This is a genomic window from Marinobacter sp. P4B1 (assembly GCF_001447135.1).
In the GTDB taxonomy this organism is placed as follows: Bacteria; Pseudomonadota; Gammaproteobacteria; order Pseudomonadales; family Oleiphilaceae; genus Marinobacter; species Marinobacter vinifirmus.
The window spans coordinates 23,341-36,466 of the sequence record NZ_LLXM01000002.1; the positions used below are offsets into that span (position 1 = coordinate 23,341).

At 60.9% G+C, this 13,126-nt stretch carries 12 protein-coding genes; 10 read left to right on the forward strand and 2 right to left on the reverse strand.

The window, feature by feature from the left end:
* Positions 1-165: 165 nt before the first annotated feature.
* From dksA to pgi, 10 genes are all read left to right on the forward strand, one after another.
* Complete coding sequence (gene dksA, locus AQ621_RS00960) at positions 166-606, forward strand: RNA polymerase-binding protein DksA (protein WP_022990237.1); 441 nt, start codon at positions 166-168, stop codon at positions 604-606.
* Positions 607-654: 48 nt separating this feature from the next.
* On the forward strand, positions 655-1,572 hold the full coding sequence (gluQRS, locus tag AQ621_RS00965; protein WP_058339894.1) for a tRNA glutamyl-Q(34) synthetase GluQRS: 918 nt from the start codon (positions 655-657) through the stop codon (positions 1,570-1,572).
* A gap of 4 nt (positions 1,573-1,576) precedes the next feature.
* Positions 1,577-1,753 (forward strand): hypothetical protein, encoded by a 177-nt coding sequence (locus tag AQ621_RS17665; protein WP_022990235.1) that lies wholly within the window; start codon positions 1,577-1,579, stop codon positions 1,751-1,753.
* Complete coding sequence (locus tag AQ621_RS00975) at positions 1,743-4,706, forward strand: ATP-binding protein (protein WP_058339895.1); 2,964 nt, start codon at positions 1,743-1,745, stop codon at positions 4,704-4,706. The genes AQ621_RS17665 and AQ621_RS00975 overlap by 11 nt, the downstream gene beginning before the upstream one ends.
* A gap of 7 nt (positions 4,707-4,713) precedes the next feature.
* Positions 4,714-6,117 carry a sigma-54-dependent transcriptional regulator gene (locus tag AQ621_RS00980; protein ID WP_058339896.1) on the forward strand — a complete coding sequence of 468 codons (1,404 nt, stop codon included), beginning with the start codon at positions 4,714-4,716 and terminating at the stop codon, positions 6,115-6,117.
* Between the two features lie 722 nt (positions 6,118-6,839).
* Positions 6,840-8,210 carry a polynucleotide adenylyltransferase PcnB gene (gene pcnB / locus AQ621_RS00985; protein WP_058339897.1) on the forward strand — a complete coding sequence of 457 codons (1,371 nt, stop codon included), beginning with the start codon at positions 6,840-6,842 and terminating at the stop codon, positions 8,208-8,210.
* Positions 8,207-8,707 (forward strand): 2-amino-4-hydroxy-6-hydroxymethyldihydropteridine diphosphokinase, encoded by a 501-nt coding sequence (gene folK, locus AQ621_RS00990; protein ID WP_058339898.1) that lies wholly within the window; start codon positions 8,207-8,209, stop codon positions 8,705-8,707. Before pcnB ends, folK (AQ621_RS00990) begins: the two co-directional genes overlap by 4 nt.
* 75 nt (positions 8,708-8,782) lie before the next feature.
* Positions 8,783-9,577 (forward strand): 3-methyl-2-oxobutanoate hydroxymethyltransferase, encoded by a 795-nt coding sequence (gene panB, locus AQ621_RS00995; RefSeq protein ID WP_058339899.1) that lies wholly within the window; start codon positions 8,783-8,785, stop codon positions 9,575-9,577.
* On the forward strand, positions 9,574-10,422 hold the full coding sequence (gene panC / locus AQ621_RS01000) for a pantoate--beta-alanine ligase (RefSeq protein WP_058339900.1): 849 nt from the start codon (positions 9,574-9,576) through the stop codon (positions 10,420-10,422). The genes panB and panC overlap by 4 nt, the downstream gene beginning before the upstream one ends.
* A gap of 56 nt (positions 10,423-10,478) precedes the next feature.
* Positions 10,479-12,140, forward strand: a complete 1,662-nt coding sequence (pgi, locus tag AQ621_RS01005; protein ID WP_058339901.1) for a glucose-6-phosphate isomerase — start codon at positions 10,479-10,481, stop codon at positions 12,138-12,140.
* Here pgi and folK (AQ621_RS01010) read toward each other — a convergent pair.
* Both folK (AQ621_RS01010) and folB read right to left on the reverse strand, forming a co-directional pair.
* A complete protein-coding gene (gene folK, locus AQ621_RS01010; RefSeq protein ID WP_058339902.1) occupies positions 12,123-12,638 on the reverse strand; it encodes a 2-amino-4-hydroxy-6-hydroxymethyldihydropteridine diphosphokinase in 516 nt (171 codons plus the stop codon). The two genes, pgi and folK (AQ621_RS01010), sit on opposite strands and share 18 nt — an antisense overlap.
* Positions 12,638-13,006 (reverse strand): dihydroneopterin aldolase, encoded by a 369-nt coding sequence (folB, locus tag AQ621_RS01015; protein ID WP_058340008.1) that lies wholly within the window; start codon positions 13,004-13,006, stop codon positions 12,638-12,640. Before folB ends, folK (AQ621_RS01010) begins: the two co-directional genes overlap by 1 nt.
* Positions 13,007-13,126 lie beyond the last annotated feature (120 nt).

Below are 13,126 nucleotides of genomic sequence, written 5' to 3' on the forward strand. Positions count from 1 at the left end.
CCCATAAAGTCGGCGTTACAGGGCTGGCACCCCCGTAACTTATCTGCTATTTTCCGCAAACTCCCGATTCAGGACGAATGCTTTATCCAGGGTTAAACCGCGCAGCCACGCTGGCGCGGCGGAAGCAAAGCGTTCTTGTGAAGTACAAACAAGAGGCCGGGTTCAATGGCAAACACTGCAGAACAACCACGCGAACGTTTTACCAACTTCACCCCTTATGAAATGAAGAAGGGTGAAGAGTATATGAGTGCTGACATGCTGCAGCACTTCAAAGATCTGCTCCTGCAATGGAAACAGGAGCTGATGGAAGAAGTGGACCGCACCATGCACCATATGCAGGAAGACGCCGCAAACTACGCGGATCCCAGCGATCGCGCAACCCAGGAAGAAGAGTTCAGCCTGGAACTGCGCACACGGGACCGTGAGCGTAAACTGATCAAGAAGATTGACCAGACCATCGACCGCATCGACAAAGACGACTACGGTTTTTGCGACCAGTGCGGTGTGGAAATCGGTATTCGCCGGCTGGAGGCCCGCCCGACAGCCACGCTCTGCATCGACTGTAAAACCCTGGCAGAAATCCGCGAGCGCCAGACTGGCATCTGATCACGCCTCAATGGCCGGCAGCACCCGCTGCCGGCCAGATGACTCCCTATGAAGCAACCCCGCTACCGCGGGCGCTTTGCGCCTTCCCCAACCGGCCCCCTGCACTTCGGCTCACTGGTTACGGCCCTGGCCAGCTGGCTGGAAGCCCGAACCGCTGGCGGTGACTGGCTGGTACGAATCGAAGATCTGGACCCCCTGCGGGAACCACCCGAAGCCACCGGACAAATCCTCCATTCCCTGGACTGCCACGGCCTGTTCCCGGACGAACCGATACGCTTTCAGTCAAAGCGCCATGGCGCCTACCAGGCCGCCATCGCCCAGCTGCTGGAATCCGGCAAGGCATATCGCTGCCGCTGTTCCCGCAAACAACTGCAAGCCCATGGTGGCCGGCACCCGAACCACTGTCGCAACGGCACTGCCGGTGTCGGCAACGAGCCTTTCGCCATCCGCTTTGCCCTGCAGGACGAAACCAGCCACTGGCATGATCAGCTGCTGGGCCCGCAGCAACAGCAGGTACATGCCGAAATCGACGACCCGGTCATCCTGCGCAAGGAAGGCTTCTACGCCTACCAGCTGGCGGTGGTGGTGGACGACATCGACCAGGGCATCACCCACATTGTTCGTGGCTCAGACCTGCTGGACATGACCGCCCAGCAGCAACAGATCTACCGGGCCCTGGGCGCACAGCCGCCCCACTGGCTGCATATTCCGGTGATCCTGAATGACCAGGGCCAGAAACTGAGCAAACAGACCCATGCCCCGGCACTGGACGATACCCGCCCGGCAGAGAACCTGGTTCAGGCACTGCAGGCGCTGGGACAAAATCCGCCACCGGAACTGGCCGCTCGCGGTGTGGACGCGATACTGGCCTGGGGCCGGGCAAACTGGCAGCGACAGGCTATTCCCCTGACATCCCGGCAGGCCCGTGGTATAACCCCCGGTACACACACCCGTTCGGACCACTGAGCCGATGTACATTTACCGTCTGGTTTTTCTGCTGGTACTGGCCATCTATATTTTTTCCCCGAACATCCTGGATTGGTGGACGTCGCCGGATAACGTCTGGTACAGCCCCTATGTGATCTGGGGCGGGCTGATAGCCATCGGCGTCTGGCTGGAATGGCGACGGGATCCCAATGAGTTTTAGTGCCACCGGCCTGTTACTGGCCAGCCTTCTTTACCTTGTCCTGCTGTTCGGTATTGCCTGGGGCACCGAACAGGGCACAATGATGCGCCGCTGGGTGCGTCACCCCCTGGTGTATACCCTCAGCCTCGGGGTCTATGCCGGCATCTGGGCCGTGTATGGCGCCATTGGCATGGCAGCGGAGTCCGGCTACGGCTTCCTGGCCTATTACCTGGGCATCAGTGGTGCGTTTTTGCTGGCACCGGTGCTGCTTAACCCCATTCTGAGAATTGCCCGGGCCTACCAGCTCACATCCCTGGCCGACCTGTTCGCCTACCGGTATCGCAGCCAGTGGGCGGGCACCCTGGTAACCCTCTGTTCCGCCGCCGCTATCCTGTCCTTGCTGAGCATGCAGATACAGGCGGTTACCGTATCTGCCAGCCTGCTGGCGCCGGCCACCTCACCGGAAGCCATCAGCGTGATGTTTGCCCTGATCGTGGTGTTGTTCACCATGCTGTTCGGGGCACGACGGCATCAGAGTTCCGGCAACCATCAGGGCCTGGTACTGGCCATTGCCTTCGACTCGCTGGTGAAGGTCATCGCCCTGCTGGTGCTTGGCGGCGTCATCCTGTTCGGTGTCTTCGATGGCACCCGCGGGCTGGACGACTGGCTGGCGCAGAATTCCCACCCGGAAGCGGCCATGACCATGGCTATCAACGACGGCAGCTGGCGCGCCCTGCTGCTGATGTCCTTCGCCGCCGCCCTTGTGCTGCCGCACATGTACCACATGACCTTCAGCGAAAACCCGTCACCCCGGGCGCTGGCCAAGGCCAGCTGGGGCCTGCCGCTGTACCTGCTGCTGGTGGGCCTGCCGGTTCCGCTGATAGTCTGGGGCGCCCAGGCACTGGACGTAACCTCGCCGCCCGCCTTCTTCAGTATCGGCGTTGCCCAGGCGCTGGGCAGCCCGGCCCTGACCATGCTGATGTACATTGCCGGTTTGTCTGCCGCCAGCGGCCTGATGATTGTCAGCACCCTCGCCCTGGCCGGCATGGTGCTGAACCACGTTGTGCTGCCTCTGAAAACCCCGAAGGATCAGGGCGACATCTACCGCTGGCTGCAGTGGGTCAAGCGCCTTCTGATCGCCGTTATCCTGTTCCTGGCCCTGCTGTTCCACGAAACCATCGGCCAGAAGCTGGACCTGTCCATTCTGGGCGCGATTTCCCTGTCCGGCACCCTGCAACTGCTGCCCGGCGCGCTCGGAGTCATCTACTGGCCGGAAGGCAATCGCCGGGGGCTGGTCGCGGGTCTGGTTACCGGCCTGACCATCTGGCTGTTTACGCTGGTACTGCCGTTCTCGTCTGCCACGGATCTGCTGTACTGGCTCGACCTGCCCATCAACCCGGGCTACGACAACTGGCACATCTTTACCTTTATCAGCCTGACGGCGAATATCTCGGTCTTTGCCCTGGTCTCGATCATCAGCCCCGCGTCGGCGGAAGAAACCAGCGCTGCCCAGGCCTGTTCCTTGGGCGCACTGTCCCGGCCCCAGCGCCGGGAACTGCTGGCAGCATCCTCCAAGGAATTCATCCAGCAACTGGCGGATCCGCTGGGCCAGAGCGTGGCACGGCGGGAAGTGGAGCGGGCCCTGGCCCAGCTGAAACTGCCCAATGTGGAGTTCCGGCCGTACCAGCTGCGCCGGCTGCGGGACCAGATAGAAATCAACCTGTCCGGCCTGCTGGGGCCCTCGGTGGCCCGGGATATTGTAAAGCGGCACCTGGGCTTCAAGCCTCTGACCCACGGCGTCACCGGCCAGGATATCCGCTATGTGGAGCGGGCGCTGGGGGATTACCAGAACCAGCTGACCGGCCTGGCCGGGGAACTGGACAACCTGCGCCGGCATTACCGGCAAACCCTGCAGAACCTGCCAATCCCGGCGTGCTCGGTGGGCGAGGACGGCGAAATCCTGATGTGGAACCACGCCATCGAAGCACTCACCGGCATTTCCGCTGACGAAGTGGTGGGCGCCCGGCTGATGGCCCTTCCCGAGCACTGGCACACCCTGCTGGATGACTTTAACCGGGGCTCGGAGCTACACCGCTACAAGCACCGGCTGGACCTGCGGGGCAAGCCCCATTGGCTGAACCTGCACAAAGCGGCCCTGAGCGGCCCGGACCACACCGAAGGCGGTTCCATTATCCTGGTGGAAGACCAGACCGAAACCCGCCTGCTGGAAGACGAACTGATGCACAGCGAACGGCTGGCCTCTGTTGGCCGCCTGGCCGCTGGCGTGGCCCATGAAATCGGCAACCCGGTCACCGGCATTTCCTCCCTGGCCCAGAACCTGAAGCTGGAAACCGACGACCCTGGCATCCTGGAAACCGCAGACCAGATACAGCAGCAGACCCGGCGCATTTCCGCCATCCTCCAATCCCTGATGAACTTCGCCCGTACCGGCAACCATGCCCACGCAAACCGCTATGAGCCGGTCAACATTCACCGCTGCGTGGAAGAATCCATCAACCTGCTGTCACTCAGCGAACGGGGCATGGGCATCCGCTTTGTTAACGACTGCCCGCCCTCCATGCAGGTGCTGGGCGACGAGCAGCGGCTGGTTCAGGTATTTGTTAACCTGTTGGCCAACGCCAGGGACGCCTCGCCAGACGGAGGTACCATAACGGTCAATGGTAAGGGCGACGGCTACTCCGCTATCATCGAGGTGATTGATGAAGGCTCCGGTATACCGGCAGATCAGCTGGACCACATATTCGAGCCCTTTTACACCACCAAGGCCCCCAACAAAGGCACGGGCCTGGGGTTATCCCTGGTGTACAGTATTGTTGAAGAACACTATGGCAACATCCAGGTAGAAAGCCCGGCCGACAAAGCCACCGGCCGCGGCACCTGCATGAGGCTGCGCCTGCCCGCCTACGAGCCAGAAACCGATACCGGCAACAGCAGCCCGAACGAAAGGTCGTGAACGCAATATGCCCCGTATTCTGATAGTTGAAGACGAAGACATTATCCGCTCGGCAGTCCGAAAACTGCTGCAGCACGCCGGCTACGAAGTGGCCGATGCCGTCTCTGTAGAAGAAGCCGAAGGGCTGGACCCCGACAGCTTTGACCTGATCATCACCGATCTGCGCCTGCCCGGCGCGCCCGGCACCGAAATGATCACCCGGGCGCCGGACACCCCGGTGCTGATCATGACCAGCTATGCCAGCCTGCGCTCCGCCGTGGACTCCATGAAAATGGGCGCTGTGGACTACATTGCCAAGCCCTTCGACCATGACGAAATGCTGGCTGCTGTGGAGAACATCCTGGCCCGCGGCCACGAGCCCGCCAGCAGCCGGGCCGATGAAGGCCCTGACCGAACCGCAGACACCCCATCCGGTGATCCATCGACCGTCATGTTTGGCACCTGCGAGCCTATGCAGCAGGTATTCACCCTGATCCGCAAGGTAGCCCCCACAGAAACCACGGTGCTTATCCAGGGCGAATCCGGTACCGGTAAGGAACTGGCCGCCCGGGCCCTGCACCTGCTCAGCCCACGGGCCAACAAGCCCCTGATTTCGGTAAACTGCGCCGCCATCCCCGAGAGCCTGATTGAATCGGAACTGTTCGGCCACGAAAAAGGCGCCTTTACCGGTGCGGTTTCAGCCCGTACCGGCCTGATCGAAGCTGCCGACGGTGGCAGCCTGTTCCTGGACGAAATCGGCGAATTGCCCGCCGAAGCCCAGGCCCGCCTGTTGCGGGTACTGCAGGAAAGCGAAATACGCCGGGTAGGCTCTACCCAAAGCCAGAAAGTAAACGTGCGGATGATCGCCGCTACCCACCGCAACCTGAAAGCGATGACCCGCACCGGCGAGTTCCGGGAAGACCTTTATTACCGCCTGAACGTGATGCAGATCCGTATTCCGCCACTGCGGGAACGCCGGGGCGATGTGCTGGGCCTGGCCAGCCGGTTCCTGAAACGGCAAGCAGAGAAACTCGGACGCCCGGACCTCAGCCTGAGCCCGGAAGCCATGCAAGCCCTGGAGCGTTACCGCTGGCCTGGTAACGTGCGGGAACTGGAAAATGCCATCGAGCGGGCGTCAATCCTGACCGATACCGACGTCATCACCCCCTCTGTGCTGGATCTGGACAGTGATTACGGCGACGAATACATCCCGGAAACCCTGGTGGAAGGCGACAACGAACAAACGCCCACCCGCGACGCAGATTCTGCCAATGACTTGTCCCTGGAAGACTACTTCCAGCACTTTGTGCTTGAAAATCAAGATCGTATGAGTGAAACCGAGCTGGCCCAGAAACTCGGCATCAGCCGTAAATCGCTGTGGGAACGCCGCCAGCGGCTGGGCATCCCCCGTAAAAAAGGCGCCGGCAGTTAACCATCCGAAAGGTAACAAATGAGCCCCTGTTCATTTGTTACCTCCCTGTTCCTCACGGTAACACTCCCTCCCCAGATAACGTGACACAGGTAACACTTCCAGCGGGTACGGGGTAACACTTATATCTGCATTTTTCGTAACCCGCTGTTAATAAACACTTTTCAAAAACTGGCACGCCCCCTGCAACCTATTAAGCGCACAACAACAAAAACAAGAGTGACAACGCGGCGTCAAAACAAAAACAAAAAGCTGCAAGAGCGTCCGGTAACAAAAACAAAAACAGGACGCGAGCGAACTGAGTGTTTTGGGTACTTTGCTTTTTTAGTGGTCCCACAACATGCGCGAGTTGTAGAAGTGGAGAAGAATCGTCTTCCAGGCGACACCGCAACTACTGTAAAGCCCGCGCCATGTTTCTGACTGCTCATGTATTCAAAGCTTTCCGTTTGCGTTGCTTATAAGCCCTGACCTTGGGGCAACACGGTGGGGTAGAAAAATCAAAAAGAATCCCGACAACAACAAGAACAATGCAGATCGTCAACGCTTTCAGGGCGGGTTCGTAATCGCGAACCCGCCTTTTGATTATCTGGCTTCCGCAAAAGCCAAACACCTTCCCGAAACACCCCCTGAAACGACTTTATTGCCAGCGATTCCCGCCAAACGTGTGCAATTCCTGCGCAAACCGTTAAAATCCCCGTTTTTGCGGCTCGCAAACACGGAATTCCATGCCTAGACGACTAGTAGAAAAACTCCGCTCTTTCATGCCCGGCAACGGGAAAAAGAAAGCCAGACACTACCAGCGGCAAGAGATCCCGAGGGATCAGCACAACGTGTCCCGCTCGATGATCAGCGAGCCGGCCAAGAAAGTGCTGCACCGGCTGAACAAAGCCGGCTACGAAGCCTACCTGGTGGGTGGCGGCGTGCGGGACATCCTGCTCGGCGGCAAACCCAAAGACTTCGACATCGCCACCAATGCCACCCCTGAAGAGGTCCACGACCTGTTCCGGAACTCCCGCCTGATCGGCCGCCGGTTCCGTATTGTGCACGTGGTGTTTGGCCGTGAAGTTATTGAAGTCACCACCTTCCGGGGCAATGCCCGGGATGCAGAAGACGATGTTGCCGACGACGAGCACCGCACCAGTGAGCACGGCCTGCTGCTGCGGGACAACGTATACGGCAACCAGGAAGAAGACGCCCTGCGCCGCGACTTCACCATCAACGCGCTGTACTACTGCATCCGCGACTTCAGCATTATCGACTTCGCCAATGGCGTGGAAGATTTGAAAAACCACCAGATCCGCCTGATCGGTGATCCGGAAACCCGCTACCGGGAAGACCCTGTGCGCATGCTGCGGGCCATCCGCTTTGCCGCCAAGCTCGGGTTCGAGATCGAACCGGAAACCGAGGCCCCGATCCGGGAGCTGGCGCCCCTGCTGAGCCACATTCCGCCGGCCCGGCTGTTTGATGAAGTGCTGAAACTGTTCTCCGCCGGCCATGGCGAAGCCACCTATAACCTGCTGCAGCAATACAACCTGCTGGAGCCGCTGTTCCCGGAGACCGCCCGTGCTATTGAAGCCGGCGAACCCGACGAACTGATCCTCCAGGCCCTGCGCAACACCGATGCCCGCATCGCCCAGGGCAAATCGGTAACACCGTATTTCCTGTTTGCCGCCATGCTGTGGCCTGCCCTGCAGGTGGAATGGCGCCGCCGCCAGGACAACGGCGACCCGGTGCAACCGGCGCTGCACGGTGCTATCGGCAAGGTTATCGGCCGCCAGGTTCAGGCCACATCCATTCCCAAGCGTTTCTCCGGCCCCATGAAAGAAATCTGGGAAATGCAGATGCGCCTGCCCCGGCGCCAGGGCAAGCGGGCCTTTGCCACGCTCACCCACCCCCGCTTCCGGGCTGCCTACGACTTCCTGTTAGTACGGGAATCTGCTGGTGAGATTGAACCCGGCCTCGGCCAGTGGTGGACCGAATTCCAGAGAGTGGACGAGCGCGGCCAGGAAAGAATGCTGTCCCAGCTTGGCTCTGCCACGGCGCCCCGCAAACGCCGGCACAAGCGCAGCCCGGTGAAACGGCCGCCTCAGTCATGACGGTGCTGGCTTACGTCGGTCTGGGCAGCAACCTGCAGGACCCCGCTGCCCAGCTTGCTCGCGCCGTTGCCGAGCTGGCCAGCCTGCCGGACACCACACTGATGGCGCAGTCGCCGTTCTACGCCAGCCGCCCCGTGGGCCCGCAAGATCAACCGGATTTTGTGAATGGCGCTGTCGAACTGCGCACGGCCCTGCCGCCACACCAGCTGCTGGACCACCTGCAAACTATCGAACAGGCCCACGGCCGGGAGCGGCTGCGCCACTGGGGGCCACGCACCCTGGATCTTGACCTGCTTCTGTATGGCGACCAACAGCTGGCAGATGAGCGGCTGACGATACCCCACGCCGAGCTGGCAAACCGGGACTTCGTGCTGCAACCCCTGCTGGACCTGAACCCGGAACTGAGCCTGTCCGATGGCCGCCGCGTCGACCAGCTGCGGTCCGAGTGTCCGGACAATCAGCTGCGCAAACTGCCACCCACAGGCGGAAGCAACTGATTAACAGCTGGCAACTCCGTGCTACTCTTGTAACAGGTATACCCCGGCATTCATCTATTCAAAGGCAAGGATTCTATGGCAGTTACCATCAACACCCTGCGGGAATACAAGCAAAAGGGCGAAGCCTTTTCTGCCCTCACCTCCTATGACGCCACCTTTGCACAGGTGGTCAGTGAAGCGGGCGTAGACGTGATCCTGATTGGTGACTCGCTCGGCATGGTTCTTCAGGGCAATGACAGCACCCTGCCGGTAACCATGGAGCACATGGTCTACCACACCAGCTGCGTTGCCAGGGGCAACCGTGGCGCACTGATCATGGCGGACATGCCCTTCATGTCTTACGGCACCGTGGCCGACGCCCTGGACAACGCCGCAGAACTGATGCGTGCCGGCGCCCACATGGTGAAACTCGAAGGCACCGACTGGATGCGCGACACCATCGAGGCCCTGAGCGAACGCGGTGTGCCGGTCTGTGCTCACCTGGGCCTTACCCCCCAGTTCGTCAACAAGTTCGGCGGCTACAAGGTACAGGGCCGTGACGACAAAGCCGCCGAGGCGATGATCGAACACGCCTGCGAACTGGAAGCCGCTGGCGCCGACGTTATCCTGCTGGAATGTGTGCCCGCACCGCTGGCTGCCCGCATCACCCAGGCGGTCAAAGCCCCGGTCATCGGCATCGGCGCCGGCAACGGCACCGACGGTCAGGTGCTGGTGCTGCACGACATGCTCGGCGTCACCACTGGCCGTAAGCCGCGCTTTGTGAAAAACTTCCTGGCAGAGACCGACTCCATTCCGGAAGCCATTGCCGCCTACGCAAAAGCCGTTAAAGACCGCTCATTCCCGGCCGAGGAGCATACGTTCAAGGCATGAGAACCGTACATTCACTGAAAGAACTGCGCAGCATCCTGAAGGCGTTCCGTCAGCAGGACAAAACCATTGCGCTGGTGCCCACCATGGGCAACCTGCATGAGGGCCACATTTCCCTGGTGCGCAAGGCCACAGAAGCCGCTGATATCGTGGTCACCAGTATTTTCGTGAACCCGATGCAGTTCGGTGCCAGCGAAGACCTGGACAAGTACCCTCGCACCCTGGCAGAAGACCAGGCCCAGCTGGAAGCTGCCGGCAACACCCTGGTGTTTGCGCCCACGGTTGACGAGATCTATCCGGAAGGCCTGGCCAACCAGACCAAGGTTTTGGTGCCGGAAGTCAGCGAAGGCCACTGCGGCGCCAGCCGCCCCGGGCATTTCGAAGGCGTAGCCACGGTGGTGACCATGCTGTTCAACATGGTACAGCCTGACATCGCCATCTTCGGCGAGAAGGATTTCCAGCAACTGGCGGTGATCCGCAAGATGGCGCGAGACCTGATGATGCCCATCGAAATTATTGGCGCCCCGACCATCCGCGAAGACGACGGCCTGGCCAAGAGCTCCCGCAACGGTTACCTGTCTGACCAGGAGCGAGCCATCGCTCCGGTGGTGTACAAAACACTCACCAGCGTCGCCAGCCAGCTGGAGCAGGGCCGTTCGGACTTCAACACGCTGGAGCAGGAAGCCAAAGAGGCACTGGCCGGTGCCGGGCTGCGCCCGGATTACTTTAATATCGTGAACAGCCTGAGCCTCAAACCCGCAGCGGAAGCCGACCGCGAGATCACCCTGCTGGTCGCCGCCTTCCTGGGCACCACAAGGCTGATCGACAATATTTCCGTAACCCGCTGAACCCGGAACTGCCGCCTGCCCGAACGGGGAAGGCGGCAGACAGAAAGGACACTCTGATGCCAGACATCACGGCAGCACTGACCCAAAAGCCCGAGTGGCAGGCGCTGATCCGGCACAAAGAAAAACTTGCCGAAACCCCGATGCGAGACCTGTTCCGGGACGATCCCACGCGCGCCACCCGCTACCTGATCGAAGCTGCGGGCCTGACCCTGGACTTCTCCCGCAACCGGCTGACCGATAATACCCTCAGCGCACTGGCCGACCTGGCCCGGGCCTGTGGCCTGGAGCAGCGCACAGAAGCCCTGTTTACCGGCGGCATCGTCAACATCACCGAAAACCGGCCGGCCCTGCACACGGCACTGCGCCAGCCGGCCGATACCGACGTACAGGTAGATGGCTGCAACATCATGCCGGAAGTGCACAGCACACTGGCCCGCATGGAGCAGCTGGTTGAAGCGATACACAGGGGCCAGCATCGTGGCCACACCGGCAAACGCTTGACCGATGTGGTGAGCATTGGCATCGGCGGCTCCTTCCTGGGCCCGAAACTGGTGGTCGAGGCCCTGAAGCCTTACTGGCAGGGCGGCCTGAACTGCCACTTTGTTGCCAACATCGACGGCACCGACATCTCCGAAACCCTGAAGGCCCTGGACCCGGAGACCACCCTGTTCCTGGTGCAGTCCAAATCCTTCCGCACCCAGGAAACCCTTGATAACAGCCTGGTGGCCCGGCAATGGTTCCTGGCCAATGGCGGCTCCGATACGGCTATCGCCAGCCACTTTATGGCTGTCACCACCAACATCGAAGCAGCAACCGGCTTTGGCATTGCCGCTGACAACATCTTTCCCATGTGGGACTGGGTGGGCGGCCGTTATTCCCTGTGGTCGGCCATTGGCCTGCCCATCGCGCTGACGCTGGGCATGGAACACTTCCGTTCCCTGCTGGCCGGCGCCCATGCCATGGACTGCCATTTCCGCAACACCCCGGCCGAGCGAAACCTGCCGGTGGTGATGGCCATGCTGAGCGTCTGGTACAACAACTTTTGGGGGGCCGGCAGCCACGCGGTACTGCCCTACGACGAGTACCTGAAACACCTGCCGGAACACCTGCAACAGCTGGATATGGAAAGTAACGGCAAGCGGGTAACCCAGCAGGGTACCCCGGTGGACTCCACAACCGGCCCGATTCTCTGGGGCGGTGTGGGCGCCAACGGCCAGCATGCCTATCACCAGCTGATCCATCAGGGCACCCGGCTGATTCCCGCCGACTTTGTGATTCCGCTGAAGTCCCACAACCCCGTGGAACACCACCACGCCACCCTGTTTGCCAATTGCCTGAGCCAGGCACGGGCGATGATGGCGGGGAAAACCCGGGAGGAAGCCGTTCAGGAACTGCGGGATAGCGGCATGGCTGAAGATGCGGCGCAGGAGCTGGCCCCGCACAAGGTGATCCCCGGCAACCAGCCCAGCAACATCCTGATGATGGAACAGCTAACGCCGGAGACACTGGGTGCGCTGGTTGCGCTGTATGAGCACCGCACCTTTGTGCAGAGCGTTATCTGGGACGTGGACTGCTTTGATCAGTGGGGCGTGGAGCTGGGCAAGCAGATTGGCAACGAAATCCTGCCGCGCCTGCTGGGCGAAAAGAGTGACGGCACGGCAGGAGACAGCGCCACCGATCACCTGATTGAGCGGTTCCGGTCAGCCAACGGCCTGTGAAATCCGCCGCCCCTGCCAGGTGAAATCCACCGGCCAGAGTTTCTGGTCGGTGCTGTAGGCCTGCCACAGACTCTCATAGCGCTTGCCACACACCGGATGCACCTCATCCGGCGCAATATCTGCCAGTGGACGCAGCACAAAGGCATTCTTCAGAATCTCGGCCCGGGGCAATTCAACGCCATCGGTTACGCCGGTAACACTGCCCCAGGTCAGGATATCCAGGTCCAGCGTTCGCGGGCTGAACTTGGGAGCATCCGGCTTGCGCCCGTTTTCCCGCTCCAGTTGCTTGAAACGGGCAGATAACTCGCCAACCGGCAAGTCGGTCTCCACCCCCACCACCAGGTTCAGAAAGTCCGAACCGTCAAAGCCCACCGACTCGCTCTCGTACACCGGCGAGATCACCAGCTCACCAAACCATTTTTGCAAGGCATCCAGTGCTGCCGTTACGTGCCGGTAGCGGTCGATGTTACTGCCGATACTGATATACACCCTGGCCATCACCGCTCTCCCCTTTCAATTTTTACACCCACCGCCCTGGCCGCCGGCACGGCGCCAGGCTTTCGCAGGGTTAATCGCAACCAGCGTACCCCGAACTCATTCTGCAGCACCCCGGCCAGCTCTTCCGCCGCCCGCTCCAGCAACTTTGGCTGCAGCGCCTGCAGCACGGCAGTTACCCGCTCGCTCACCGCAGCATAGTCCAGGGCATCGGCCACATCGTCACTGGCACCCGGGCGACGGTTGTCCCATGCCATTTCAAGGTCTACCAGCAGCCGCTGGGTGACGTCGCGTTCCCAGTCGTACACGCCGATAACGGTCTCTACCGCCAGGCCTTCGATGAAGACGATGTCTGTTGAAGCATCTGCCAAACCGGACTCCAGGATGTTCCACTCAAGGCTGATTGAATAATGCACAGGCAAGCGATACTGTGGCTGTTCGCCTGTCTGCCGGATTTAAGGGCCGGCATTTTCTCACAGAACACCCGGTGC